This is a genomic window from Paracoccus sp. TOH (assembly GCF_030388245.1).
GTDB classification, from domain to species: Bacteria; Pseudomonadota; Alphaproteobacteria; order Rhodobacterales; family Rhodobacteraceae; genus Paracoccus; species Paracoccus simplex.
The window spans coordinates 127,896-151,140 of the sequence record NZ_CP098363.1; the positions used below are offsets into that span (position 1 = coordinate 127,896).

General features: G+C 61.7%; 25 protein-coding genes and 4 pseudogenes. 10 read left to right on the plus strand and 19 right to left on the minus strand.

The features are described 5' to 3' along the window. The first annotated feature begins 5 nt into the window (after positions 1 to 5). The 3 genes from NBE95_RS20945 to NBE95_RS20955 are packed head-to-tail and all read left to right on the plus strand — an operon-like array spanning position 6 to position 1,757. Positions 6 to 608: a hypothetical protein gene (locus tag NBE95_RS20945; RefSeq protein ID WP_289896553.1), complete on the plus strand. Its 603-nt coding sequence runs from the start codon at positions 6 to 8 to the stop codon at positions 606 to 608. After that, complete coding sequence (locus NBE95_RS20950; RefSeq protein WP_289896554.1) at positions 598 to 1,275, plus strand: ABC transporter substrate-binding protein; 678 nt, start codon at positions 598 to 600, stop codon at positions 1,273 to 1,275. The genes NBE95_RS20945 and NBE95_RS20950 overlap by 11 nt, the downstream gene beginning before the upstream one ends. Continuing rightward, positions 1,272 to 1,757, plus strand: coding sequence for a PH domain-containing protein (locus tag NBE95_RS20955; protein ID WP_289896555.1), 486 nt, complete (start codon positions 1,272 to 1,274; stop codon positions 1,755 to 1,757). Before NBE95_RS20950 ends, NBE95_RS20955 begins: the two co-directional genes overlap by 4 nt. 15 nt (positions 1,758 to 1,772) lie before the next feature. Here NBE95_RS20955 and NBE95_RS20960 read toward each other — a convergent pair whose 3' ends face one another. The 9 genes from NBE95_RS20960 to NBE95_RS21000 all read right to left on the minus strand — a co-directional run bounded on the left by NBE95_RS20960 (position 1,773) and on the right by NBE95_RS21000 (position 4,968). After that, the gene (locus NBE95_RS20960; RefSeq protein WP_289896556.1) at positions 1,773 to 1,913 is read right to left on the minus strand and encodes a hypothetical protein; all 141 of its coding nucleotides are present in this window, start codon (positions 1,911 to 1,913) and stop codon (positions 1,773 to 1,775) included. Between the two features lie 61 nt (positions 1,914 to 1,974). Further along, complete coding sequence (locus NBE95_RS20965) at positions 1,975 to 2,367, minus strand: DUF6283 family protein (RefSeq protein ID WP_289896557.1); 393 nt, start codon at positions 2,365 to 2,367, stop codon at positions 1,975 to 1,977. A gap of 7 nt (positions 2,368 to 2,374) precedes the next feature. Further along, complete coding sequence (locus tag NBE95_RS20970) at positions 2,375 to 2,647, minus strand: hypothetical protein (RefSeq protein WP_289896558.1); 273 nt, start codon at positions 2,645 to 2,647, stop codon at positions 2,375 to 2,377. Between the two features lie 2 nt (positions 2,648 to 2,649). Next, positions 2,650 to 3,075, minus strand: a complete 426-nt coding sequence (locus tag NBE95_RS20975) for a hypothetical protein (RefSeq protein ID WP_289896559.1) — start codon at positions 3,073 to 3,075, stop codon at positions 2,650 to 2,652. Positions 3,076 to 3,314: 239 nt separating this feature from the next. Beyond that, positions 3,315 to 3,692: a hypothetical protein gene (locus NBE95_RS20980; RefSeq protein ID WP_289896560.1), complete on the minus strand. Its 378-nt coding sequence runs from the start codon at positions 3,690 to 3,692 to the stop codon at positions 3,315 to 3,317. Between the two features lie 23 nt (positions 3,693 to 3,715). After that, positions 3,716 to 4,108, minus strand: a complete 393-nt coding sequence (locus tag NBE95_RS20985) for a hypothetical protein (protein WP_289896561.1) — start codon at positions 4,106 to 4,108, stop codon at positions 3,716 to 3,718. 17 nt (positions 4,109 to 4,125) lie between these two features. Then, positions 4,126 to 4,422 (minus strand): hypothetical protein, encoded by a 297-nt coding sequence (locus tag NBE95_RS20990; protein ID WP_289896562.1) that lies wholly within the window; start codon positions 4,420 to 4,422, stop codon positions 4,126 to 4,128. A 25-nt stretch (positions 4,423 to 4,447) separates the two neighbouring features. Continuing rightward, complete coding sequence (locus tag NBE95_RS20995; protein WP_289896563.1) at positions 4,448 to 4,783, minus strand: hypothetical protein; 336 nt, start codon at positions 4,781 to 4,783, stop codon at positions 4,448 to 4,450. A gap of 20 nt (positions 4,784 to 4,803) precedes the next feature. Further along, on the minus strand, positions 4,804 to 4,968 hold the full coding sequence (locus tag NBE95_RS21000; protein ID WP_289896564.1) for a hypothetical protein: 165 nt from the start codon (positions 4,966 to 4,968) through the stop codon (positions 4,804 to 4,806). A gap of 95 nt (positions 4,969 to 5,063) precedes the next feature. Here NBE95_RS21000 and NBE95_RS21005 point away from each other — a divergent pair, with 95 nt between their 5' ends. From NBE95_RS21005 to glmM, 4 genes and pseudogenes are all read left to right on the plus strand, one after another. Further along, positions 5,064 to 5,546, plus strand: a complete 483-nt coding sequence (locus NBE95_RS21005) for a hypothetical protein (RefSeq protein WP_289896565.1) — start codon at positions 5,064 to 5,066, stop codon at positions 5,544 to 5,546. Positions 5,547 to 5,835: 289 nt separating this feature from the next. After that, entirely contained in the window at positions 5,836 to 7,191 is a 1,356-nt protein-coding gene (locus tag NBE95_RS21010; protein ID WP_078527637.1) for an IS1380-like element IS1247 family transposase, read from the plus strand. A gap of 261 nt (positions 7,192 to 7,452) precedes the next feature. After that, complete coding sequence (gene sul2, locus NBE95_RS21015) at positions 7,453 to 8,268, plus strand: sulfonamide-resistant dihydropteroate synthase Sul2 (protein ID WP_001043260.1); 816 nt, start codon at positions 7,453 to 7,455, stop codon at positions 8,266 to 8,268. Positions 8,269 to 8,354: 86 nt separating this feature from the next. Then, positions 8,355 to 8,528, plus strand: a pseudogene (gene glmM, locus NBE95_RS21020) (phosphoglucosamine mutase); the annotation flags it as partial. A 470-nt stretch (positions 8,529 to 8,998) separates the two neighbouring features. Here the strand turns inward: glmM and NBE95_RS21025 are convergent. Further along, positions 8,999 to 9,709: a Fis family transcriptional regulator gene (locus tag NBE95_RS21025; RefSeq protein ID WP_289896566.1), complete on the minus strand. Its 711-nt coding sequence runs from the start codon at positions 9,707 to 9,709 to the stop codon at positions 8,999 to 9,001. Continuing rightward, entirely contained in the window at positions 9,709 to 12,816 is a 3,108-nt protein-coding gene (locus NBE95_RS21030) for an N-6 DNA methylase (RefSeq protein ID WP_289896567.1), read from the minus strand. Before NBE95_RS21030 ends, NBE95_RS21025 begins: the two co-directional genes overlap by 1 nt. Positions 12,817 to 13,925: 1,109 nt before the next feature. Between NBE95_RS21030 and NBE95_RS21035 the strand changes: the two are divergent. Next, a pseudogene (locus tag NBE95_RS21035) lies at positions 13,926 to 14,441 on the plus strand (ABC transporter permease); the annotation flags it as partial. A gap of 27 nt (positions 14,442 to 14,468) precedes the next feature. After that, positions 14,469 to 14,705, plus strand: a pseudogene (locus NBE95_RS21040) (recombinase family protein); the annotation flags it as partial. Positions 14,706 to 14,893: 188 nt separating this feature from the next. On the opposite strand, the gene NBE95_RS21045 reads toward NBE95_RS21040, so the two are convergent. Both NBE95_RS21045 and NBE95_RS21050 read right to left on the minus strand, forming a co-directional pair. Beyond that, positions 14,894 to 15,391: a hypothetical protein gene (locus tag NBE95_RS21045; protein ID WP_289896568.1), complete on the minus strand. Its 498-nt coding sequence runs from the start codon at positions 15,389 to 15,391 to the stop codon at positions 14,894 to 14,896. A 4-nt stretch (positions 15,392 to 15,395) separates the two neighbouring features. Further along, positions 15,396 to 15,911: a DUF6653 family protein gene (locus tag NBE95_RS21050; RefSeq protein ID WP_289896569.1), complete on the minus strand. Its 516-nt coding sequence runs from the start codon at positions 15,909 to 15,911 to the stop codon at positions 15,396 to 15,398. Positions 15,912 to 15,955: 44 nt separating this feature from the next. Here NBE95_RS21050 and NBE95_RS21055 point away from each other — a divergent pair. Next, positions 15,956 to 16,255: pseudogene (locus tag NBE95_RS21055) on the plus strand (recombinase family protein); the annotation flags it as partial. A 182-nt stretch (positions 16,256 to 16,437) separates the two neighbouring features. Here NBE95_RS21055 and NBE95_RS21060 read toward each other — a convergent pair. The 6 genes from NBE95_RS21060 to NBE95_RS21085 all read right to left on the minus strand — a co-directional run bounded on the left by NBE95_RS21060 (position 16,438) and on the right by NBE95_RS21085 (position 23,225). Continuing rightward, positions 16,438 to 17,184 carry a gamma-glutamyl-gamma-aminobutyrate hydrolase family protein gene (locus tag NBE95_RS21060; RefSeq protein WP_289896570.1) on the minus strand — a complete coding sequence of 249 codons (747 nt, stop codon included), beginning with the start codon at positions 17,182 to 17,184 and terminating at the stop codon, positions 16,438 to 16,440. Next, positions 17,181 to 17,942, minus strand: a complete 762-nt coding sequence (locus tag NBE95_RS21065) for a type 1 glutamine amidotransferase (RefSeq protein ID WP_289896571.1) — start codon at positions 17,940 to 17,942, stop codon at positions 17,181 to 17,183. Before NBE95_RS21065 ends, NBE95_RS21060 begins: the two co-directional genes overlap by 4 nt. A 126-nt stretch (positions 17,943 to 18,068) precedes the next feature. Further along, a complete protein-coding gene (locus tag NBE95_RS21070) occupies positions 18,069 to 19,589 on the minus strand; it encodes an aldehyde dehydrogenase (RefSeq protein ID WP_289896572.1) in 1,521 nt (506 codons plus the stop codon). A 68-nt stretch (positions 19,590 to 19,657) separates the two neighbouring features. Continuing rightward, positions 19,658 to 21,244, minus strand: a complete 1,587-nt coding sequence (locus tag NBE95_RS21075) for a glutamine synthetase family protein (RefSeq protein WP_289896573.1) — start codon at positions 21,242 to 21,244, stop codon at positions 19,658 to 19,660. Positions 21,245 to 21,285: 41 nt separating this feature from the next. Continuing rightward, positions 21,286 to 22,605, minus strand: coding sequence for a glutamine synthetase (locus tag NBE95_RS21080; RefSeq protein ID WP_289896574.1), 1,320 nt, complete (start codon positions 22,603 to 22,605; stop codon positions 21,286 to 21,288). Beyond that, positions 22,605 to 23,225, minus strand: coding sequence for a hypothetical protein (locus NBE95_RS21085; RefSeq protein ID WP_289896575.1), 621 nt, complete (start codon positions 23,223 to 23,225; stop codon positions 22,605 to 22,607). Before NBE95_RS21085 ends, NBE95_RS21080 begins: the two co-directional genes overlap by 1 nt. Positions 23,226 to 23,245 lie beyond the last annotated feature (20 nt).

Consider the following 23,245-nt stretch of genomic DNA (forward strand, 5'->3'; position numbering starts at 1 on the left):
GCGACATGGAAATTCCAAGCCTCGATACCGCGCTGGTCAGGCTGACGGGTGTCTTTCCCTATTACATCGAGTTCATCCTGGCTTTGCTGGCCTTGGCGGGGCTTGGCTGTGTCGTCTCTGGCGGCATGATCGCCTGGAAGGCCGCAACCGACAGCGGGCGCGGCCAATCTTATGGTCAGGGAACACCGACACCTTGGAAGGCGCTCGGGTTGTGGGTGTTGGGTGGAGCCATGTCAGTCCCGCTCGTTCTCCTGTGGGACGCGGCCGGGACGTTTGTGCTGGGGGGAGACGAGACCTACAACATGCTCTCCTACCTGCCGCCGCCCAATACCAGCCCCTGGTGTGATCGGGTCAAGGCGGGAGTTATCCTGTTCTGGATGTGTATCGGGATTACGGCATGGGCATGGGCGGCTTTCCTAGCATATTCGCGGATCACGTCATTCCAAGGGCAAGGCATCGGCCTGAAGGTCATTGGCTTTGCCTTCGGGGGACTGTGCGCCTTCTTCATCACTGATCTGGCCGTGATCTTCTCCAACACGTTCGGCATGGATATTTCGCTGGATAACGTCTGCACGATCTTGGGAACGGGAGAGAGCGGTGCTCCATAAAATCGGGATCGCTGCTGTCGCGGGCGTAATCGCTCTGGTTGCCGGTCATGCTCATGGCTATCAGGCCGATCCGGGCGGCAATTCGGCCCCACAAGCGGCTCAGGCGGCTACGCCGCGTGATGCCGCCGCCGAGGATCGCGCTGTGGACGCCGTGGCCTCCATCGCGGGGGGTGCGCTGCGCGTTTATCAGTTGCCGCCCCAGGGGCGGCTACAGGCGATGACGGCGCTGGTGGAGCGTTCGGTCGATTGGGGCTTTGTGCTTCGCAACAGCGTTCCTCCAGAGCTTGTGGCGGTGCTCAATGACAATGAGCGGCGGGCGCTGGCTCATTCTCTTCTGGCGGTGACGGCCGGAGGCTATGTGTCTGCGTTCCAAGGGTATCAGGGCGAGCAGATCGATGTGGTGAGTGTCAACACCCTCGGCCCAGGTATTGTGCGCGTCGGGACACGACTGCGGGGGGAAAAGATGGATGAGGCCATCGCCATAGATTGGGTCGTTGCTGGCCTCGACCAGAACCGGCCCGCACTGCGCGACCTCATTATCGATAGCAACTCAATGCTTGCGAGCCAGCAGCTCGTGCTGGGCACCCTGTGGGATGAGGTGTCCCAGGACAAGGCGAGGTTCTTGCAGCGTATGGCTTCACCAGATCCTTGGGGGGATGGGCAATGAGTAAAGATACATCACACCGGATGCACTGGTGGTTCTTTGTCGATAAGCTCGTTCCGTGGATGTTCGCTGGCGCTCTGTTGGCTATCCTATTGGTCATGAGCGGCATGGTTTCGGATCGCTTTGCCCTACCCGCGAACCTTTACTCGCGAATCCAGATCAGCACCGTGGCATTGATCGGCATCGGCGCTGTCTCGTCGGTGTTGATCTCGGCAATTCAATGGTCCTGCACTCGCCTGACCATTGACGGAGACCAGCTGGTTTATGCGAAGGGCGTTCTCAACAGGACTGTGGCGAAGATCCCGATTCAGGAAATCGCCAGCATCGATCTGCATCAGACGCTGTTCCAGCGGGTCATGGGAACGGGTGATCTTGTGGTGGATATGCGCGGGGCATCGCTGCTGCGGATGAAGCTGCTCGATGATCCCGAGGGCATTCAGAATTCTGTTTTATCCCTGCGTCGAAAGCCGACTATAAGCCAATAGTCGGCCCAAACTTTATTAGCGCCTGCGCATTTCCTCTTCGCGCCTGCGCTGGTCTTCCATTCGGCGTTCCTCTTCGCGCCTGCGCTGGTCATCCTCTCGTCTGCGCCGATCTTCATCTTCGCGCCTGCGTTGCTCTTGCTGCCATTTGTCATCCATTGGCACATTCCTTTTTTGTGATCTTGAGGCGGGTCATATTTTGGTTGTGCGCTCCCGCCCGTCAACACGCTGGAGATTTGCGATCTCTTTGGCGGATCAGCCCGGCGATTTTTCGCTGTGCCTCGGGCGAAGGGGCTTCAATGCCGGAAATCCCGTGGTCGGCCGCATCACGGCCGGAGGCGAAAACCTCTACATCTGGTCTGTAGTCCCAGACAGACGTATCGAGGTGACGGGCGTTTATGCGCAAAGCAAGAAGGTGATCCCGGTCATGGGTCAAGAGCCAGCCTCCGCAGATGCAGCCATCGCGCTGATGGCACATGAAAACCTGCGGCGGCTGTTCCCATGTTTCCCCGTCATAGGCCGGAAGTTTCTCGTATTCCTCGCGCGACCAGATCCCGGCCGGAGTGTCTATGCGGTAAGGGCAAGAGCCACATGGGGCCTTGGGCGGCTTCATGGTGTTGTCATAGGCGATAGCGCAGCTCCATTTCCTCGATCTCGCTGAATAGTTCACGAGCGCGGTCTTCGCTGATCTTCGATCCGCCCGCCTTTATGCGCCGCATGAGCGCATCTGTCTCGGTATAGCTTGCGCCGTTCATCGTAGGGCCAACACCCTCATAAGCTGCGCAGTCGCGCACGGCCTCATTGATCGACAGGATGGTGTATTTGCAGACTGGCGCTTGGTCTTCCTGTAGAAGGCCAAAGCTCGGCAGGTATTCTTTGTGCGTGACGATCATCTTCACTTCCTGCTGGTGGTTGATTTGGCATGGCGTAGCCGCTTCTGGGCGGCGAGTGCGGCCTTGAGCTGATCTCCAAGCGTAGGCCCATCGTCATCATCGAAATGGCAGTCCGCGCCATAGTCAACGATGAGGCCCCGCAGGGAGGCTATTTCGTCGCGCAGAGCGCCCGCCTTGGACGCCGCATGGGGCCTGCCTTTATCGATGGGCTTCCGGTCACGAAAGCCCGTCCAGGCGTCGGGGAGCCATCCATAGTCGCCATGCTTTGGTGACAGTTTGCCCCACGTCACACCAGGCAGCTTGCACCACCAGTAACCATAAGTGACGCCATGGCGAGTGCGGATCGTGCGCAGGACATATTCCCAATACTCGATCCGCGTTCCCTCCAACCGGGCGCGGTAGCAGCTATCCCCGATCTTGAGGGCCATCGGTCAAACTCCCTGATGCCGTTTGATTGCAGCAAGGGCAAGGAAGCCCACGCCGGTTCTGGGTGATTGTCCAGCTGTCCTCGATCCAGCCGGTATCGTGGCCGCAGCGTGGGCATATAAACTGGATGCCTTTGACGGCACCGCCCGGCATATGCCCCGCATCGGCAACCTGCATCCGCCAGACACGCTGGCTACGCGGTTTTGAGGGTATGCCCGGAAGGGTGAGCTGGCGGGCCATATCATTCTCCCGTGTTCTGTGAGTCATGCTCATACTCGCCCGAGAAGTATCGCGGGCGGCTTGCGATCTCGGCCGCTATGAAGCTCTCCGCGAAAAGCGGAAACTTCCGCTCAATCCTTCGGCGCAGGTTGTTGAGCCGCACTCTGGCACGAGCCTCCTGGCTCCATCTGCGGATCGGGCGCTGCGTGATCTGCTCCCAGCCGATGCTCCAACCTGTGCCGGGTGCATACTCGGTGCCTGGTTGGCACATTTGCTGGATCTCGTCAGGGATCGGGTGTGGGCGGTCACACAGGACCGCTTTGATTATACGAGGCAACCCGTCCGGGGGCGTGGTTGTGGGGTTTCCCCAGAACAGGCGGCAGCGCCATTTCTCCGACATGGGACACCTGAATCCAGATGGGGTCAGTAGTCGATTTCTTCGAGCAGCTTTTCCGCGTCAGCGGCCTGCCGGTCGAATTGCTCTGCCAGCCGCTCATGGCCGGGGATGCTCCGCAGCTCGGCCGCGTTCGACAGGTATTTTTCGCGGGCCAGCTCAAGAGCACCACGAAGGGCAGTGATCTTGGTATCGGTCAGGGTCAGGTTCATGGTCGGGCACTCCGAAGTCTGTGGACCAGCAGCGACGAGCGCCACGCGCTCGTCGCTGCTGGTAGGGCTGTCAGGATAGGCCGCAATCGCGTCTGCCGCGCCGTTGGCCTGCAACACGTCGAACGTCTCGCGCTCAAGCGCGTCGAGGCTGCGCAGGAGCCGCCCCTTGATCGTCGGAGCAAGCGCAACAGCTTGTTCATAGGTCATCATGGTGGGTGCCTCCGGGGCTAGATCGAAACGAGCGGCGCAAGGTCTTCGCGCAGACGTTCGGCGGCATCGAGCCGTGAAAGCAGGCGGGCGCGGATTTTACGCTCGGCATAGCCCAATGCTTCTGCCTCCTGATCTTCGGGGAAGATTTCTCCGCTATGGTCAACCACAGCTCCCCATTTCCGGTCAAAGCCGAAGGTCACGCGAGCCTCATGCCCGTAACCCTCCCAGATCCTTACGGGGATGCCGTTGTTTTCACCATTGGCCTGCCAATGGATCGGAAGGTTCTCGATGATAGACCGTGCCGTTTGGCTCATGGCCTTCCTCCTGGTTAGATGGACTTCAGATTACGCGCCGGACATCACACTGACGGCAATGCGGACAAGGGTTGCTCTGGGTGAGAAGGCTGCGCAGGCCATGCCAGCCGCACAGTGCGCAAGAACACCTGTATTTGGGATGCCTGTGTCTCGGCATTGTGGCCTTCGGGGTTTGTGGATCAGCGCGAGGCAGGCGGTAGGACGCCAGCCACGAGGGACCGTGCGAGTTGCGCAGGCTATGAAGGATTTGGGGCGCAGCGGCGTTCATCCAGAGCGCGTTCAGCTTCGCCTTCCAAGACCGGCCATTCTGCTTGGCGAAGCTCTGCAAGGCCGCTTGCTGATCGGGGGTGATGGTCTGCATGTCGGCCTCCTGCCGGTGGGTTATTGGACGCGGCGCGGCCACGCGGGACATGGCTGGCCTGTTGTCGCTTCATATTGCTTTTCCAGCTTCTCGATCTGGATCGCGAGGCCATTGCTCGGGGTGGACCAGTGGGCAGCGTCGAGACGTTTGATCTCGTCCAGAATGCTCTTGGGGTTGTCGCGCATCTGATCTCTCGGACAAGGGATGTTTATCTACGAAAAGATATAATGACGGAGCTTGCCATTTGCAAGCACTTTATCTACGATATGAGAAAATACGAATGGAAGGAGCTACCTTGCCCGTAGCAGCTGAAGCAAATCAGGAAGCCCGGAAATGGGCTTGCATCACGGTTCATCCGTCATTGCCATCGAAGGCGGTACAGTTGGCGGGTGTCCGTGCCTGGGCCGGATATTCCAGCGTTGACGCTTCTCAAATCTATGCCGATGACGTGAGCGAGGTTGGGCGCACAACGCGCTGGGAAGGGAAATTGCCTAAGCGCGAAACTTTGATGGCCGCTCTTGCTGCGCAACCGGGTTCACGCAACCAGGTCTATTTCCGATCTCCGCTGTGTGTCGGGTTCAGCGAGAAACACGCGGCCGACACCATCGCGAGGATCTTCGCGAATGATGCTCTCGTGTTTGTGCAGTCGGAAGCCGTTCTCTACCGGCGCGGTGACGATCTAACTGATCTCCTTGATGCGGTTGCTCGTGAGGCAAAAGCAGCAACGCAGCGACGGTATCGCGCTAGCAACAAAATAGTCTAATCGAAAGAGGATTGAATGATGAAGTCAGAGATCATCAAGTGGGCAGGAGTCGAGGTCACTTTAATATCGGGGTCTTCGGTAGATTTTCGCATGGAGTTGGACGATTGCGTCATTATTTCAAGCACAGAATCGAAGAGCGGTGCGTGGGAGATATGGTCCGGTGACGAAGATGATCTGGAATCTAAGATCATGGAACCCACATTTCCCAAGTAAGGCGCTGATTTCGCTGTCCTGACCATTATATTTCCTATATAAAACATGGTGTTGAAGGCTGCGAGGGGCGCGTTTCATGGATCACCCAGAGGGTGCGGGCTTGCAACGGGCAGATCGGGTGGATTTCGACCCTCGCGTGCGGCTGGAATTTCGCGGCACGCAGCTCAGTTCCGACGGCGGCCTTCTGGTGATGCGCGAGCTTGATGACGCGCTCGGGTTGTCCGATTTGGCGTCAGCGGCGCTGCGCGATACTCGCTCTGGCAAGAACACGGTCCATCGGCTCGACGGCCTGTTCCGGCAATCAGTCTTTGGGCGGCTGGCCGGATACGAGGATGTCAACGACGCCAACCGTCTCGCCTGCGATCCGGTCATGCGCCAAGTTGTCGGCGGCAGAGCGGTCGATGCACAAGCGGCCTCGGCATCGCAGATGGGACGGTTCGAGACCGAGACGCTGGCTCTGGCCGGGAACCGTGCCGCGCTGGCCGACCTGAACGGGCAATGGATCGACCGGTTCCATGACCGTAACGGGCTGAAGTACATCGTTCTGGACATGGACAGCTCGGTCAGCCCGACCCATGGCGACCAGGAAGGGTCCGCCTGGAATGGCCATTTCGACTGTAGCTGCTATCACCCCAACTTTCTGTTCAACCAGTTCGGGATGCTGGAACGCTGCGCCCTGCGCCATGGCAACGTCCACAGCGCCGATGGCTGGCGTGATGTTCTCGACCCCGTCATTGCGCGCTACGCGGAGCGCGACCTTGGTGGCAGGTTCTTCCGGGCCGATGCTGCCTACGCGATCCCGGCGATCTATGAGCGATTGGAAGAAGCGCGGTTCTTCTACGCCATCCGGCTGCCCGCAAACGCGGTCCTCAAGGACAAGATCGCGCATCGGCTAACGCGCCCTGTCGGGCGGCCGTCACTGACCAAGGTCAAGCGGTTCTTCGAGGAATTCGAGTATCAGGCGGCGTCCTGGGACAAGGAACGCCGGGTGATCGCCAAGATCGAATGGCATCCGGGCGAACTGTTCCCGCGTGTCGGCTTCATCGTCACCAACCTGCCGATGGAGCCGGACTGGGTGGTGCGGTTCTACAACCAGCGCGGCACCGCCGAGCAGCACATCAAAGAGGGCAAATACGCCTTTCGCTGGACGCGGCTGTCGTGCCGGAAGTTCCGCGACAATGAGGTGCGGCTGCAACTGCACGCCCTGGCGTACAACCTGGCCACCTTCTTGCACTGCATCGAGCTGCCCGAGGCCATGGCCGACTGGTCGTTGACCAGCCTGCAACTGAAGCTGATCAAGATCGGGGCACGTGTGGTCCGTCACGCCCGCACCATCACCTTCCAGCTGGCCGAGGTCGCTGTCACCGGCACGATGGTACGCGCCATCCTCGCCGCTATCCGCCGATTGCGAGCGCCACCGCTATGCGCATGATCGCGATCCACGCTCAAACTGAACGAAAGCGGCTGGACAGATCTGTCCGCTGCGCTGAAAAACGCCGCCCCTGGGCAAGGAAACAGCGGCTTCGCGGTCTGATCCGTCCAGATCCAGCAGTCTGCGCGACCGCAGGTGCCGCTTGCGGCAGAAAATCCTTGTCTAGCGCTCGGATACAGGCGATCTTCACCTCAAACGACACGCCACTTGGGGAATGCAGGATGAGACTCATGCTCGATTATTATTATTATAGAAGCCCCCATGAATAAATCGCTCATCATTTTCGGCATCGTCAACATAACCTCGGACAGTTTCTCCGATGGAGGCCGGTATCTGGCGCCAGACGCAGCCATTGCGCAGGCGCGTAAGCTGATGGCCGAGGGGGCAGATGTGATCGACCTCGGTCCGGCATCCAGCAATCCCGACGCCGCGCCTGTTTCGTCCGACACAGAAATCGCGCGTATCGCGCCGGTGCTGGACGCGCTCAAGGCAGATGGCATTCCCGTCTCGCTCGACAGTTATCAACCCGCGACGCAAGCCTATGCCTTGTCGCGTGGTGTGGCCTATCTCAATGATATTCGCGGTTTTCCAGACGCTGCGTTCTATCCGCAATTGGCGAAATCATCTGCCAAACTCGTCGTTATGCATTCGGTGCAAGACGGGCAGGCAGATCGGCGCGAGGCACCCGCTGGCGACATCATGGATCACATTGCGGCGTTCTTTGACGCGCGCATCGCGGCGCTGACGGGTGCCGGTATCAAACGCAACCGCCTTGTCCTTGATCCCGGCATGGGGTTTTTTCTGGGGGCTGCTCCCGAAACCTCGCTCTCGGTGCTGGCGCGGTTCGATGAATTGCGGCTGCGCTTCGATTTGCCGGTGCTTCTGTCTGTTTCGCGCAAATCCTTTCTGCGCGCGCTCACAGGCCGTGGTCCGGGGGATGTCGGGGCCGCGACACTCGCTGCAGAGCTTGCCGCCGCCGCAGGTGGAGCTGACTTCATCCGCACACACGAGCCGCGCCCCTTGCGCGACGGGCTGGCGGTATTGGCGGCGCTGAAAGAAACCGCAAGAATTCGTTAACTGCACATTCGGGATATTTCTCTATATTCGCGGTTCAGCAGGCATGTCCCCTTTGAGGGCGACCCGACGACAGGATAATCGACCTTATGGTGCGCAAATATTTCGGCACAGACGGTATTCGTGGCAAAGCCAACGAAGGCGCGATGACGGCGGAAACCGCCTTGCGCGTCGGCATGGCGGCTGGCCGTGTCTTTCGTCGCGGTGACCACCGCCATCGTGTCGTGATCGGCAAGGATACGCGCCTGTCGGGCTATATGCTTGGAAGTCAGAGGGACCGATATAACCGATGCTTCTCATGTCCGCGTGGCAATCGGGGCGATGGGCGCTGGGTATATTTCCGTTGAACCGCCGAGCGGCGGCCTCGTTTCGCGAGACCTAAGACTTGGCAATAATCTGATGGAGAAAATAACGCTGCCGATCCCCGAGACGCATGGGCTCGACCTCTACGACGGTAAAGTTCTGGTGTTTCAACGCAGCGGGAACCAGTTCAAAATGTGGGCACTGGAAGCGGATGATTTCCTCACGGCCTTTGGCAACAGGTTGTACGACGTCAAGGCTATGGGGAGTGGGAGACGTTATGGACCAATCGCCGCATAGTGGATCACTATTTGGCGCATCGTTGCAACGGAGCCAGTTTCCAATCTTTGCAGTAGTCTACGCGGTCGCGCGTGGCGGCGATGGCGGAGCTGTTCTGCCGACACCAGCGCGGCGCCTCCAGCGAACGCAGCGGCTACGCGGCGGACTTTGCCGGTTTCAAGGTGCTCGTGGGATAACCAAAGGCGAAGAAAAAGTGCGACACCCGGATCGTTCCGTGGCTGGGCGCCAGCGCCGGCTCGCGCTCATGTTCCGTGTCGAAGTCTGCGGCCGTGAAGAGCGGAGACGGTCGCGCGTAGGGCTCGCCGGCGGCCGTCAGCCGCAATCGCAAGAGGGTGGCTAGCGCTGTCTCACCCAGCGCATCCCGGATCGGTGGAACAATCTCCTCTTCCGGATCGAGCAGCACGCCGACCATGGCGGCGACCGCCTGCCGCCGGCTGTAGATTCCGGTCACGAAACGCCCGAGCCCCTGCTCGCGCAGGTAATGGTCGCGGTGCTTCTTCTGGCGTCCGAGCCGCTTGAACTCGAAGACCAGCTTCATGGACTGAACCTCGCTGTTCCAGCCATAGACGATGTCGGTCCTGCGCTCCTCGACCAGCTCGCCGGTCGTCGGGTCGATCTCACCGATAACGTCCTCGGCCGCCCACATGCCCAGTAGGCCGCGCTCGCGCGCGACATGGTTCTCGACATAGACCTTGAGGCGCTTGGTGAGCGCGTCTTCCTTGGTTTTGGGATTGAAATCCGGCCTTGGTCGCTCCGCGAGCTCCGACCAGCCCTGCCGGAGCGCTTCGACTGCTTCGGTCGCCGGTTGCAGCGGGAAGGCCGAAAGCCAATCGGCAGCCGCCATCACGCACTCACCGCCAAACTGTCGGACCCAGCGCGGGATTGAACGGTCCGCACTATATGTTCGGCGTCGCGCAGCGCTTGGCGAACGGTCCAACTGCGCTGCGTAAGCGGCCGCACCAGATAAAGGCTGCCGTCGATCCAGAGCTGCGCGTCCGGGACGAGGGTGAGATAGTCCCCCGACGGAATGGTGCGCAGGCCTGATTTCCTGAGCGCAGCCAGCGTCTCGATAACCAGTTCATCATTTACGGCGGTCGCGACATCGGGCGCCGCCCGACCCTTTTCAGCATAGCTGATCTTCACGATCCCCGAGGGCCCGGCTCGGGCCGGGTCATTGGCGACGACGTCGACGTGGAAGCGCCCTCGGCCACCCGTCTTATCGCGCCAGGCGGTAAGCGCCGATGCCAGCGCATCTGCGTAGATTCGGAAATCCTGCACGTCGGCGGTCCGCTGGGCCGGCGTGTCGAGGCTTTTGAAGCTCCGGGGACGGATCGACGGCATAAGCACCTCGACGGTCTCGATGACCAGCGTCTGCTCTTCGTCCGTCAGGCCAAAATAGGCGAAGACAGCCGCGTCGAGTTCGCCGCGAAGCGACTGGTACTGATTGAGCTGGAGTAGCTCCTGCTGGGATCTCAGCTGGTCGACGTGATCCGTGATCGACACCAACGCCGAGGCGGCTGCGCCAGGATCGGGTGCGTCTTCGGGTGGGAAGAACGGAAAGGCATCGACATCCGTTAGATGGATGCCATTGCGCTCGCACAGCATCTTCCAGCCGCGCATCATCAGAAAATAGCGGGCCAGCGTGGAGCGCAGATAGACTGCGGCGAACTTCAGCAGCGGTGCGTCCGGCTTCGGGCCGGCGATGACGCCGATGCTGTGGGTGAAGCTCGCAGGCTCATCATAGTAAACTGCGCGGACATTCTGCTGCTCGCGCGAGAAGCCATCCGGAAAGATCACGCGCGGGCCCTCGAACACAGCGAGCACGGCGTCGTTGAGGCCGACGACAGTATTCTTGTCCTCGGGCCAGGGCCGAAGCAGATCGGGATGCAGGACAGGTACGCCGGCGCTGAGCGCGGCGATCGGGACGTGAAGCATGTCACGAAGCGGACCCGGATCGACCGCCACCCGGCTCTTGTCTTCGAGATGGATGCCCTTTCGGTAGGTCCAGCGTCTGAACTCGCGAGGTCCGCGCCAGAAATTGGCGAAGGTGCCGCGCATGCTGAGACGGCTCCAGATCGCCAGGTCGTTGGCATCGCCCCACATCATGGTGACGAGGAGCTGTGGATCCTCCGCGACCGAGCGGGTCTGCAGCGCATGCCGATCGGCCGACTGCATGGTGAGGCGGCCAAGCGCCAAGCTCAAGTCAGCCTTCGGAACGAGATAGTCGAACGTCTCGCCGAACGGGATGGTCGAGGGAACCGCCTCGCCGCGGCGCGCGCCCAGAAACACATGGCAGGTATTCTCGGCCGTCGGGAACAGCAGCCCTTGGAGATCGCCAAAGTTGATGATGCGGCTCGGCTTGTAGGCGTGCAGGAGATAGGAGACGAACGCCTCGCTTGACGCGCCAAGCAACTGGCCGATCGGCAGGATTAGGCAGGTTCGCCCGTCCTCCTCCAGAAAGTCGAGCGCGCGCAGAGCATAGGCCCCAGCCATCTGCCGACGGGCGAAAGGCGTTCCCGCGCGATCGGCCCAGTCGTCCGCAGAGGTATGCGTTTCGCCTTCCGGCTCGGCCCAAGGTGGGTTGGAGATGATCAGGGAGAAACGGCGACCATAGAAGGCATGGTTGTCTTCAAAGAAGTCGGCGCGATCACGCCCGTGCGCGAGATTGCGATCCTTGAGTGGCGGCAGCTTAGTGCCATCGCGCTCCTGGGCTTCCAGGATGTCGGCCGGATCAAGCCCCTCCAGCAGCGACAGATAGAGACTGAAGGCGGTAACGCGGCAGGCCATGAAGTTGATGTCGCCGCCGAAGATACTCCGCTTGAGCAGTTCGCCACGCTCGGCGAAACCGAGTTGCCGTCCTTCACGTGCTTCTGCGAGCGCGATCAGACGACGATAGGCCGTCGTGAGCAGGATCCCCGATCCGCAGGCACCGTCGAAGATGGTCTCCGAAAGCGGATCAGGCGAGGCGAGCAATGCTTGGTCGACCGCGAGCATGGCGAGATTGCGGGGCGTGTAATAGGCGCCATCCTCGGCCTGTTGCTCCGGCGTCAGGAACTGCTCGTAAAGGCCCGACAGCAGCTCGACCGGAATGTAGCTGAAGTCATAGTTCCAGAAATCGCCCTGGCCGGTGCGCATGTCGGTGCGGCTCAGGAACTGATCGAGGAGACCAAAGCCGCCGATGGAGAGCGCTGTCCATGGGTCATGCCGGTCATCGCCAAGGAAGTCGCCGTTGAAATCCGACCGCAGCCGGTCGATCAGCTTGGCGATCCCTGCAAGGTTTCGCTTGGCGATCAAATCGGGAAGCTGGTCGACCTTGCGCCGGGCGCGATAGGTCTCGCCGACAATCTCGCGATGCTCGAGATAGGAGATGAACAACACCTGTCCCATCAGGAGCTCAGCGAGCCGTCTGCGCGCTCGTTTGTCGTCTATCCCGTCCAGCCCTTCGTCGGTCAGCTTCGCGACAGTAGTCGACAAATTCGATAGGAGCTTGCGATCAACCCTAGCCTTAACATCGAACCATTTCGGCATGCGCCGCGACAGGTTCGCCGTTGAGACGTCGAGGGCGGAAAACGGACCATCCGGCCGCGCTTCGTCTAGGCGCAAGCGCTCGCCTGCGTTCTTCAGCTTGCGAGCGGGAAGTGCGATCGCTTCATCGCCTTTGAGTTCGATGACAATCGTCGCGAGATTCTGGTTCCAAATTCGCTGACGCGTCTTGTCCAATTCTGCGTTGGTGAGCGATGCACCGTCCTCCGCTACAAAGACGACGGTCGGTACGCCTTCCACGTCGAAGACGGCCTGGGCGCGAACTGCCCCATCCGGCTTCAGGAGGGTCTTGATCTCCAGCGCATAGGGATGCGTCTCGGGTATCGCCTCGCCGCGCAGATGCAGCACATCCGGCTCAGCCGTATAGCCAAGCTTTTCAAGCCAATTCTGGACCGCGGTAGCGGTCATGTCCGTTCCATCCGCCACTGCATTGATGAAAACATATCACGAACACGCCTGTGGGCATAGTCGCTCAGGAGCGCTGGCGCATATGGCAGAGCCATTTTCATGACGCCCGCCGACTAGGGAGTTGTTGGGGTGTAGCGCGCTGCTTGCCATGAATGCTCGGCAGCGAAAAAAGATCGAACTGCCTTTCCTCGCTTGCGCCTGGCAACGCGAAGCCGTCCCGGAGAATGGCGAGATGGGGATCAAGGGAGATCAGCAGTGCGTCGGTCGGGGGAGTCGCATCGGCACCATCCAGGAATGCCCACGTCCGACCCGGTACAAGTGCGAGCCGCTTTCCCCAGAGCGCGATGAAGGATTGCGAGCGTAGCTGTTTCCGCAGCTCCGCGAACGCCGCCTTGTGGACCTGCAATTCTAGGCTGAACTCATTGCGTAAAAGAACCGCTACCCGGAGGACAAGGATTGTCTGCCAGCTAAACTTTGCCGGCGAACCCTTCCTCTTCGGACGCTGATCTGCAGGGATCAGCGCGCGCCGGCTGGTCCATTCCCGGAGCTTGTCCGTTGAGAGCCCCGTCAGTTGCGAGGCGATCGGGGTGGATACAAAACGCAGGCGGCACCTCCTCCAGAACGGGTATGTTACCCGATCTTGTCGAGAGAACGGGTAACATACCCGTTCTCGGCCGTAAACAGCCCGGAAGAGGTGCTTCGTCACGCTGCTAGGGGATCCCTTGCAGCAGGCGCATTGCATGCCAATCGTTGTGGGTCTCTTCGGTCAGCTTCCCTTCGCGAACGCGCCAAGGAAGCGCCGCGAACGAGGAACGCCAAAGAGCAACTCGCTAGTCTGGTCTTCCGGCGGGATTTTAATTTTAATTTCAGCGTCTTACACGGGATAGCGCCGCTGTGCTAAGCCGTGTCGCTGACTACATCCCTCCGAAGGTGGAGGCCACACGTTCGAATCGTGTCGGGCGCGCCATTTCAGTACAGAACTCTGAACGCCGTCGATTTCCCGCTCGAAATGGCGACCAGCGTTCGCAGCAGTTCCGACTTCGATCCCATGATGCGGACCTCCTTGTCAGCGACCTCGACGCGCTGCGCCAGCGCGCGCAGGTGGCGCTTTCGACCAACTCATGGTGTCGCCGCTGCGCACCCATGAAATCCTGATCGGCAAGCTGGCCTCGCCCATGCTGATCGGGCTGTTCCACGTCACCGTCTACGTTCTGGCGGCCGTGTTCATTTTCGGAGTCCCGCTGCGCGGATCGCTTCCGCTGCTTTACGGACGCGCGATCTTCTTCCTCGCTTCCGTGGTCGGGATCGGCCTGTTCATCTCCGCGCTTTCGATGACGCAGCAGCAGGCCATCCTCGGCGCGTTCCTGTTCATGGGGCCGGCCCTGCTGCTGTCCGGCTTCGCCACCCCGATCGAGAACATGCCGGAATGGCTTCAGCCGGTCACGCAGGTCAATCCGCTGCGCCATTTCCTCGTCGTCGTCAGCGGCGTGTTCCTGAAGGACATTCCCATGTCGGAGGTTCTCGCCAACACGATTCCGCTTGCGGCAATAGCGGCTCTCACCCTATCGGCGGCGGCATGGTTGTTCCGCAGGTGGATCTGGGTGCAGCGTGTCATGCGCCCATAGCCCCATGCCACCAGAGCTGCCGCGGCACTGAGCCAACTGCACGACGCACACGCCAACTGCACGACGCACACGCCCCCGCAGCCGATGTCGTCTTTGCGTGGCAAGCCAATGTTCCAGATTTTCGGGATGCTGGCCGAGTTCGAGCGGAGCATGATCCGTGAGTCCGCCCGCGCCGGCCTCGATGCCGCCCGCGCGCGGGGCAAGATGGGCGGCCGGCCGCCAAAGCTCAAGGTGGATGGTTTGAACGCCGCCAAGGCCATGTTGGGGCGAGCCGTGGTTTCCGAAACGAACACCTGATCGCCAACCCAGACAGCGCGGGAATGGCCGTAAGTACCCTCGCAGGAATAGCCTGATGGTATATTTGCTCCTATGCCCTCTTGCCCTGAATTTCCGAAACGTGCGGCATCTCCTGTGACATGGCAAACTCTGGGAGTTTCGCGGCCATAGCAAGGTCACACGAGATATCCCGCCACGAACGAGGCCAACGCCGTCAATAGCGCCGCCAACAGCACGAGCACCATCCCCCTTGCGAAGCCGATCGCATGATGTCGGTAGTCCTTATACTCGGGCGCGCCCTTCGTGCCTGGAATCGTCACGAAGTCCGGCGTGATCGTGCAGAGCAGCAGCCAATCGAGCAGGACGAGATCGACGACCTGAAGGACAAGCAGCATGCCGGCAGCGTGAAGAAAGGCCTCCACCGGTCCGTGCTCCAGCGACAGGCTGACGGCGATGGGGAGTCCGAGGACGAGAAGCAGCGAAACGGCAATGGAGAGCGACGCCACCCGCTTTTCGTCCGCAGTCTTGGGCGGCACCCGTGCTTGCAGCGTTGCCGGAAACTGGTGAAGCAGCGAGCGTGGCCTATACCAGAGCAGAAACAGGATCAGCGCCGACATTGCCGCAGAGAGCAGCCCGCCCCAGATCAAGATGCTGAAAGGAAGATCGGCCACCATGGTGTTACTCACTATCCTTGATGTGGCTACCGAACCTGCCTCCTCCGCTCCTCGCTTCAGCATGGAGCCACGCCAGGCGGTCGAGAAACCAAATCTGGCCGAAGAGGACACCCGCGACACCGAATGCCGTCGCCCATGGATCGAGTTGGAGCAAGCCTATGAGCATCGGAATGGCCGACAGCGAGCTTCCCGCCACAATCCACCTTGTCGCGCGTCGGTGGTGCTGCGGAATGGGAACTGACCGGCGGTTAAGCCACAGCCTTTCGCCCAGTATCGCCTGGGTTTCCCACCGCTCGTCCGTTTGCGCCGGTGCAAATATGCGCGTGTTAAGCCATAGAAAGATCATGATGAGGGCAACGGGCAGAAGGCACCACCAACCAAGCCATACCCTCGAATAGATCGCGACTGCGAAGGCAGGAACCGTTGCAAGCCGTGTCCACACGCTCAATGGATTTGCATGACGACGCCATTTGTCATCATCCATGCCCATCGCGAGGTTGATGCCCTGGTCGAGCTTCATGCGAATGACCCTGCACAGGTGGTTTACTTAGCGGTCTTCGATGCATCGCGCTTGGATCGTCGTCTTCTTTACTCCAAAAGCACGGCCTTTTGGAGTCATCTTCGGTTGATCGCATCAGCCGCGATCAGGAGGGTGTTGCAGGCGTCTTCAAGCGCCTGCGCGGCGCGGGCGTGACGATATTCACCCTGTCGGAAGGCGAGATCAACGAGCTTCATGCCGGCCTGAAAGGCACCATGAATGCCCTGTTCCTCAAAGACCTTGCCATCAAGACCCATCGCGGCGTCAGGGGCCGCGTCGGGGCCGGCAGGATCGGCGGCGGCAACGCCTACGGCTATCGCGTCGTCCACCATTTGCCGCCGACTGCCCTCCATAGTCCGATATTGCCGCCGATCACCGCATCGTCGCCAAGCGACATGGCGAGCCGCCGGTTTCTGCGCTGTAGCCCGATGGATCTTGGCCCAACGCGATAGGCTGGTCGCCTTCGACCTCTTTGTCGCCGTTTAGGTCGCGTCGCCCCCGGCGAAGGTCATCGCGCCTGCCGCCTGTCCCGGGCGGCCGTGCCGAATGCGGCCAGAAGCCGGGCATTGGGCGGCGACAGGTCGGGCCGGTATTCCGCATGCCATTGCACGCCGATGGCAAAGGGATGATCGACGACCCGAACCGCCTCGGGCGTGCCGTCGGGTGCGGTGCCCTCGACGTGAAGGCGCGGGGCGATATCGGCCAGACCCTGGTAGTGCAACGAGTTCACGGCAAACCGGCGCGTACCGAACACCTGGATCAGCGGCGAGTTCTCGGACAGTTCCATGTCGTGGAACGGCCCGTAAAGCTCCTCCAGGGGCGCGTGCTCCGGGGCGTGATGCTCGATGCGGGACGGTAATCTTTTCAGCTCGGGCTCAAGGGTGCCGCCCAGGCCCACGTTGAGCTCCTGAAACCCGCGGCAGATGAACAGCGCCGGAACCTGCTTTTCGACGACGGTCCGTACAAGGAGCAGGGCCAGCTCGTCCCGGATTTCGTCGAAGGGGCCGGGTGTGTCGGCGGGGCCGTTCCAGTGGCTTGGATGAATGTTCGAGGCGCTGCCGGTGAACATGAAGCCGTCGAAGCGATCGGTGATGAGGTCGATCTCGGCGGCGTCGAGGGGGGGCAGGACCAGGAACGGCATGGCGCCGGCATAGTCGCGGATGCTGCGCACATATTTGTCGCCGACGACATGATAAGGCATGCCGGCGATGTCCTTCACGTCGCCGATGAGCGCGATGGAGGGCAGGGCGCTCATGCCCGGCCCCCTTTCTCGGGAGAGCTGCCGCCCAGAAGGCCGGCGAAGCGGACGAAGTTGAGAACGATACGCTCGCAGTCGGGAATGAAGCGGTAGAGGGCGGAGTTCGCCGGGTTGAGTTCGGACCAGAGCGTGGCCATGCGGTCGCAGGTGGCCTCGGGGTGGAATTGCACCGAAAGCCAGTCGCCGCCGTAGTCCAGCGCCGTGTTCGGATCGTTGGGCCGGCTGGCCAGCGATACGCTTCCCGCCGGCGGATTCGTCACGATCTCCGAGTTTCCGAAGTAGAAGGCGGCGCCGCTGTCGAAGCCCTCGAACAGCGGATGCGAGGCCCCGACCGCGGTGAGCCGGATCGGAAGCGAGCCGACCTCCGCCCCATGCGGCGACCGCTCGACGGTGCCGCCCAGGACCGTGGTCATCATCTGGTGCCCGCCGCAGATGCCGAGCAGGGGCTTGCCGGTCTTGCGCCATGCGTGCAGGAATTGGGTGATCGCCTCCTGCCAGTCGTAGTTGTCCGAGATGTTGGCATAGCTTCCGCCGAGGATGACGGCATCGACCTTGTCGAGATCATCGGGCAGCGGCTCGCTTTCATGGGCACGGACGCCCTGATAATTGACGAAGGATAGGACGCCGAGCGAATCCAGCATCGCCTCGAAGGGGATCGTCTCGTCGTCCTCGCCCAGCAGGCGACGCCATTTCGATTTGTCATAGGTCCCTGGATGGGCGAACTGGGATATGAAAAGAAGGGTGGGACGAGTCATCACGTTTTCTTTCTGTCGCTGATGGGGAGGCATTCGACATGTTCAGGGCCGCCACTCACAGAATGTGCTCTTTTCAGATCGAGGCAACCGGATGCGTTTGCGGCATTCGCGCTTCACGGGCCTCTTTCATGTGACGCGCATCCATACCGACTTGGTCTGGCTGTATTGCGTCAGCGCCTCCAGGCATTTGTCGCGGCCGTTGCCCGACCGTTTGTAGCCGCCCCAGGGCGAGGTGGCGTCGTAGTCGAAATAGGTATTCACCCAGACCATTCCGGCCTCGGCCTCGCGGGCGAAGCGGTGGGCGGTCTTGAGGTCCTGGGTCCAGATCGAGGCGGCCAGCCCGTACCGGGTGTCGTTGGCCACCGAGATCGCCTGATCGACGCCCTTCACCGGGATGATGGTGGTGACCGGGCCGAAGATCTCCTCGCGCGCGATGGTCATGCCGTTGTCGACATCGGTGAAAAGCGTGGGTTCGACGAAGCAGCCGGCATTGAGGTGCGCCGGGACCTGGCCGCCGAAAGCCAGCTTGGCGCCCTCGTTGATGCCGGTCTCGACAAAGGCCAGCACCTTGCGCTGATGGTTCGAATCGACCAGTGGCCCCATGCTCGTCGCCGGATCCAGGGGGTCGCCGGGGTTGTACAGCGCCCGGGTCTGCTCGGTGAACCTGGCCAGGAATGCGTCATGGACCGCCTCGTCCACGATCAGACGCGAGCTTGCGGCGCAGACCTCGCCCTGGTTGGCGAAGCTGCCGATGACGGCATTGCGCGCCGCGGCGTCCAGATCGCAATCGGCCAGAATGATCTGGGGCGACTTGCCGCCGCATTCAAGGCTTACGCGCTTGAGGTTGGACTGGCCGGCATATTCCAGGATCTGGCCGCCGATGGCCTCCGAGCCGGTAAAGCCGATCTTGTCCACGTCCTCGTGCAGCGCCAGCGCCCTGCCGATCTCGGAGCCTGCGCCCGTCACGACGTTGAACACGCCGTCCGGCCCACCGGCCTCGCTGAAAAGCCGCGCCAGCAGAATCGCCGACAGCGAGGTTTGCTGGGCCGGTTTCAGGACGACGCTGTTGCCCGTCGCCAGGGCCGGGCCGAGTTTCCAGCAGGCCATCATCAGCGGGTAGTTCCACGGCACGATCAGCCCGACCACGCCCAGGGGCTCGCGCCGGATGAAGTGGAAGGCTTCCTCGGCGGTGTTGGTGACCGCGCCTTCGGTCTTGTCGATGGCCTCGGCCGCGAAGCGCAGGTTTTCGGCGGCACAGGGGATGTCGAAGCCGGTGAGGGAGGAGACGGGCTTGCCCATTTCCAGGCTGTCGAGAAGGGCCAGATCGACGGCATGCGTCTCGATCAGGTCGGCGAAACGCAGCATCACTGCCATGCGGGCGCGCGGCGCCAGGCGCGACCATGCGCCCGAGTTGAAGGCGCGGCGCGCGGTGGCCACCGCAAGGTCGACGTCAACGGCCGAGCCCCGCGCGACCTCCGCCACGGGGGCGCCCGTCGCCGGGTTGATCGAGGTGTAGATCCCGCCGTCCAGGCCGGCGCGGAAGGTGCCGTCGATGAACATGCGGGTTTCGAAGCTGAAGGTTTCGGCGCGCTTGTGCCATTCGGCCGCGGACCAGTCCTTGACGGGCTTTTGCTGCAATTCACTCATGGGAGATGTCCTTCTTGTAGCTGGATGGCAGACCCCCGGGAGCGAGGCTCCCGAGGGCCGCAGCGGCCTTACGGCAGATAGTCCATGTAGCGTTCGAAATCCCAATCCGTGATTTCCTTCATGAACCGCTGCCATTCGTCGCGCTTGAGCTTGTCGAAAAGCTCGTGCAGACGGCCCGGCATCGCCTCGAGGATGAAATCATCCGATTTGAGCGCCTCGAGCGCCTCGTAAAGGTTGAGGGGGATGGTCTTCAGTTCCTCGGTTCCCGCCTTCAGGACTTCGGCGACGTTGCGGCCTTCCGGCGGGCCGGGATCGACCTGGTTCCTGATCCCGTCGTCGAGCGCCTTCAGCAGCGCCCCGCAGAACAGGTGCTGGTTGACCATGGCGTCCACCGCGCGGAACTCGAAACGGTCCGGCGACGAGATGCGGATCGAGCACGAGCGGTTCTGAAGCCCCCAGTCCGCCCCGACCGGCGCCCACTGGCCGATATCCGCGAAGCGGCGGTAGGAGTTCACGGTGCACGCGCCCAATGCGGTCAGCGCCCCGATGTGCTTCAACGCGCCGCCAAGGGCGTGGCGGCCAAGTTCGGTCGGGATCCAGCCGCCTTCGGTGTTCTCGAAGGCGTTTACGCCACCCTTGTTGTAGGTGAAGACCTCCTCCATGCCCGGCAACTCGCCATCGACGGTCGGGACAAGCCTCTTCTCTCCGCCATACCAGAGCGAACAGTTGTGGTGGCAGCCAAGGGCGGGGACCCCCATGATGGGCTTGGCCATGAAGCAGGCGATAAGCCCCTCCTGGCGGGCCACCTCGGCGCAGATCTGGCGATAGGTGGTCAGCCTGTCGGCCGTCGCCAGCACATCGTCGAACGCGAAGTTGAGTTCCAGCAGCCCGGGCGAATCCTCGACATCGCCCTGGATCATGTCGAGCCCCATGGCCTGGGCGTATTCCGACACCTTCATCCAGACCCGCCGCGTCGCCTCGAACTGGTCGATATGGTAGGAGTTCGGCTTGCTGATACCCTCGAAGGACCGGAGGCCCTCGCCCGTCGGGCGGAGCCACAGCATTTCCGGCTCCATCCCCACCCGCAGATGCAGACCGTTGTTCTTCTCGCGGAACTCACGATCGAAACGCTTCAGGTTGCCCCGCGTATCGCATTCGAAGTAGGAACCGGGATTTTCCGGCTCGTCGAGCGTGCGGAACAGCGTGCAGAAGACCCGGGCGACCTTCTTCTCCCACGGCAGCTGGCAGAAGGTCTCGGGATCGGGCAATGCCAGGCACTCGCCGTCATTGGCCGAAAAGCCGATCAGATCGCCGCGGATGTCGATGGTGAGGTTGGCGATGCCGCCGATCCAGGTCTGGACGCCCTTGCGGGCGTTTTGCTCCCAATGGCGCGCGGGAACCGACTTGCCCAGCACCCGCCCGGTGATGGTGACATACTGGTAGTAGATATATTCGATGCCGAGGCGGTCGATCTTCTCGCGCACCCTGGCGACCCGCTCCTGGCGGAGCGGATCCGCGACTTCGCGCATCAGGTCGCTGTCCTGATGAAACGAGTCCCATCCTGCCTTGCCTGCCGGCAGGGCCGCGCCGCCGGACGGTGCGCCCGGAGGAGCAAGCAGGTCCTGGCCTTCGGCCTGATACAATTCGTCAGTCATGGTTTCCCCATTGGTTCCTTGATGTTGTTATGAGCAAAGTCTCAGCCCTCGAGATAACGTTCGATTTCCTGAGTGCTGACCGCACGTGCGAGGCTGGCATGTTCGACCTCGCAAGCTCTCGTGAAGTGGTTTACGAAGCGTTCGCCGAAAAGACGGCGCGCGTTCTCGCTTGCCGACAGCCGCGCGGCGGCCTCGGCAAGGCTTCCCGGCAGCCTGATCGCGCCGGGTGGAATGTCGTCCGGTCCGTTGTCCGGGGTCGGTGCGGGTGCCGAGAGCTTTTCCTCGATCCCGTCCAGGCCGGCGCCCAGCATCAGCGCAAGCGTGAGATAGGGGTTGCAATCGGCCCCCGGCAGGCGGAACTCCAGCCTTGCACCACCACCCTGCGACGGCACCGAGCGCACCGCCGTGGTGAAGGTGAGTTCGGCCCAGCCCACCGATTTCGGCGCCCAGGATCCCGGCGCATAGCGGCGATAGGCGTTCACCGTATGGGCGCAAAGCGCGAAGGCTTCGGGCACCGTGCGGGTCATGCCGCCGATGAAGCTCAGCGCCGCCGGGTTGGTCACGTTCTTCGGATCGGAAAAGACGTTCTTGCCCGTGGCCTTGTCCCAGAGCGACAGGCTGACATGCCCGCCAAGGCCGGGATAGCCCTGGCCCAGGCAGGACATGAACGAGGCGGTCTTGCCGTGATTGCGGGCATAGGCCCGCGTCGCCAGGCGGAAGAAGCCCGCGTCGTCGGCCGCCTTCAGCGGGGATTCGGCGGCCAGCGTCGCCTCGAAGCAGCCCGGGCCGAGCTCTCCCGAGACCCCGAAGACCGAAACGCCGGTTGCGCGCAGGGTGTCTTCCAGCCCGGCCACGAAACCCGCATGGTTGGCGCCGGTCTGCCCGCCCCAGCACTTGTTGTCGGGGGCAAAGGAGCGCAGCCCGGCGAAGCCTGCCGTGCGCAGGCTTTCGGCGGTCTCGTCAAGAAAGATCACCTCGAATTCGAAGGCGGCGCGCACTTCCAGCCCTAAGGCCGCGGCCCGCTCGACCTGGCGGCGCAGGACCGCGCGCGGCATGATCTCGGCCGAATCGCCCGAAAATTCCGCGATGATCGCAGCGGCGTCGGGCTCGAAAGGGTAGCTGCGCAGCGACGTCGGGTCGATGACGACATCTTCCGTGAGATAGGGGCCGGGGCCGAACAGGTTGTCCGAAGAATCCCAAATGGCCACGGTGTTCGAGAACCGGGGTTTATCCGCCCATTCCAGAAAGGAATCCCGCGGCAGGCGCCGTTCGCGGAATATGCCCGCGTGATCGAATTGCCCGACATGGACAATATTGATCTTTCGCTCTTTCAATGTATCGGCGAGATCATTCAGTGCCATTAAAATACATCTCCATGTTTGCATGGTTTCAGGATGGGCGCGGGGCAAATCTCAAGGTTTGCAACTGACAAGGTTTCTGGTCGGTGCAGCTTCCGATCGCGCGAGCGATACCAGTATCGGCACCCGGCCGTGCATCGGTGCGCCTGGCTGCCATGGTATCGAATCCGATACGGAAAGAAGACGCGGTGCCCGCAGCGTTGCGCCGGCTCGCCCGCATCGTTTCCGTTCCAAATCTGATCGTCTTGTTCCGGCAAGGTCAGAACCAGGATTTTCCATTCTTCTCGGCCCTCCTTATGCAAGACGGATGCCAGCCGGCGGTCCTTTCGTGAAACCAACTGTTTTTTCTGCACAATATGCGGATTTACCGGATTGCTCCCGGCCCGGGTGCGGGGCCGATGCTGCGATTGATCAGCAATCCCGCACCGGGCCGCTGCAATAATCGTCATGGTCGGAAAGATATTGCCGTCACGGGCCGGAGCATCCTGCAAATTCGCAAGCGGACACTTTGATGAGTCGCGCTTGCGCTGCTGCCTGCGGCCTTCTTCGGGATCGCAGACCGGGCGCTGTGATTTTTCCGCGAGAGAGGGATGCAAAAGCGCAGCGATACGTTCGCCGCTCATCACGTGCCTCTCATGTGGAA

What these genes read in the sequence shown, in the direction of transcription:
- NBE95_RS20945 (WP_289896553.1), top strand. Translation starts at nt 6, where the DNA reads ATGGAAATTCCAAGCCTCGATACCGCGCTGGTCAGGCTGACGGGTGTC.
- NBE95_RS20955 (WP_289896555.1), top strand. Translation starts at nt 1,272, where the DNA reads ATGAGTAAAGATACATCACACCGGATGCACTGGTGGTTCTTTGTCGAT.
- NBE95_RS20960 (WP_289896556.1), bottom strand. Translation starts at nt 1,913, where the DNA reads ATGGATGACAAATGGCAGCAAGAGCAACGCAGGCGCGAAGATGAAGAT.
- NBE95_RS20965 (WP_289896557.1), bottom strand. Translation starts at nt 2,367, where the DNA reads ATGAAGCCGCCCAAGGCCCCATGTGGCTCTTGCCCTTACCGCATAGAC.
- NBE95_RS20970 (WP_289896558.1), bottom strand. Translation starts at nt 2,647, where the DNA reads ATGATCGTCACGCACAAAGAATACCTGCCGAGCTTTGGCCTTCTACAG.
- NBE95_RS20975 (WP_289896559.1), bottom strand. Translation starts at nt 3,075, where the DNA reads ATGGCCCTCAAGATCGGGGATAGCTGCTACCGCGCCCGGTTGGAGGGA.
- NBE95_RS20980 (WP_289896560.1), bottom strand. Translation starts at nt 3,692, where the DNA reads ATGTCGGAGAAATGGCGCTGCCGCCTGTTCTGGGGAAACCCCACAACC.
- NBE95_RS20985 (WP_289896561.1), bottom strand. Translation starts at nt 4,108, where the DNA reads ATGATGACCTATGAACAAGCTGTTGCGCTTGCTCCGACGATCAAGGGG.
- NBE95_RS20990 (WP_289896562.1), bottom strand. Translation starts at nt 4,422, where the DNA reads ATGAGCCAAACGGCACGGTCTATCATCGAGAACCTTCCGATCCATTGG.
- NBE95_RS20995 (WP_289896563.1), bottom strand. Translation starts at nt 4,783, where the DNA reads ATGCAGACCATCACCCCCGATCAGCAAGCGGCCTTGCAGAGCTTCGCC.
- NBE95_RS21000 (WP_289896564.1), bottom strand. Translation starts at nt 4,968, where the DNA reads ATGCGCGACAACCCCAAGAGCATTCTGGACGAGATCAAACGTCTCGAC.
- NBE95_RS21005 (WP_289896565.1), top strand. Translation starts at nt 5,064, where the DNA reads ATGGAAGGAGCTACCTTGCCCGTAGCAGCTGAAGCAAATCAGGAAGCC.
- NBE95_RS21010 (WP_078527637.1), top strand. Translation starts at nt 5,836, where the DNA reads ATGGATCACCCAGAGGGTGCGGGCTTGCAACGGGCAGATCGGGTGGAT.
- sul2 (WP_001043260.1), top strand. Translation starts at nt 7,453, where the DNA reads ATGAATAAATCGCTCATCATTTTCGGCATCGTCAACATAACCTCGGAC.
- NBE95_RS21025 (WP_289896566.1), bottom strand. Translation starts at nt 9,709, where the DNA reads ATGGCGGCTGCCGATTGGCTTTCGGCCTTCCCGCTGCAACCGGCGACC.
- NBE95_RS21030 (WP_289896567.1), bottom strand. Translation starts at nt 12,816, where the DNA reads ATGACCGCTACCGCGGTCCAGAATTGGCTTGAAAAGCTTGGCTATACG.
- NBE95_RS21045 (WP_289896568.1), bottom strand. Translation starts at nt 15,391, where the DNA reads ATGGTGGCCGATCTTCCTTTCAGCATCTTGATCTGGGGCGGGCTGCTC.
- NBE95_RS21050 (WP_289896569.1), bottom strand. Translation starts at nt 15,911, where the DNA reads ATGAAGCTCGACCAGGGCATCAACCTCGCGATGGGCATGGATGATGAC.
- NBE95_RS21060 (WP_289896570.1), bottom strand. Translation starts at nt 17,184, where the DNA reads ATGAGCGCCCTGCCCTCCATCGCGCTCATCGGCGACGTGAAGGACATC.
- NBE95_RS21065 (WP_289896571.1), bottom strand. Translation starts at nt 17,942, where the DNA reads ATGACTCGTCCCACCCTTCTTTTCATATCCCAGTTCGCCCATCCAGGG.
- NBE95_RS21070 (WP_289896572.1), bottom strand. Translation starts at nt 19,589, where the DNA reads ATGAGTGAATTGCAGCAAAAGCCCGTCAAGGACTGGTCCGCGGCCGAA.
- NBE95_RS21075 (WP_289896573.1), bottom strand. Translation starts at nt 21,244, where the DNA reads ATGACTGACGAATTGTATCAGGCCGAAGGCCAGGACCTGCTTGCTCCT.
- NBE95_RS21080 (WP_289896574.1), bottom strand. Translation starts at nt 22,605, where the DNA reads ATGGCACTGAATGATCTCGCCGATACATTGAAAGAGCGAAAGATCAAT.
- NBE95_RS21085 (WP_289896575.1), bottom strand. Translation starts at nt 23,225, where the DNA reads ATGAGCGGCGAACGTATCGCTGCGCTTTTGCATCCCTCTCTCGCGGAA.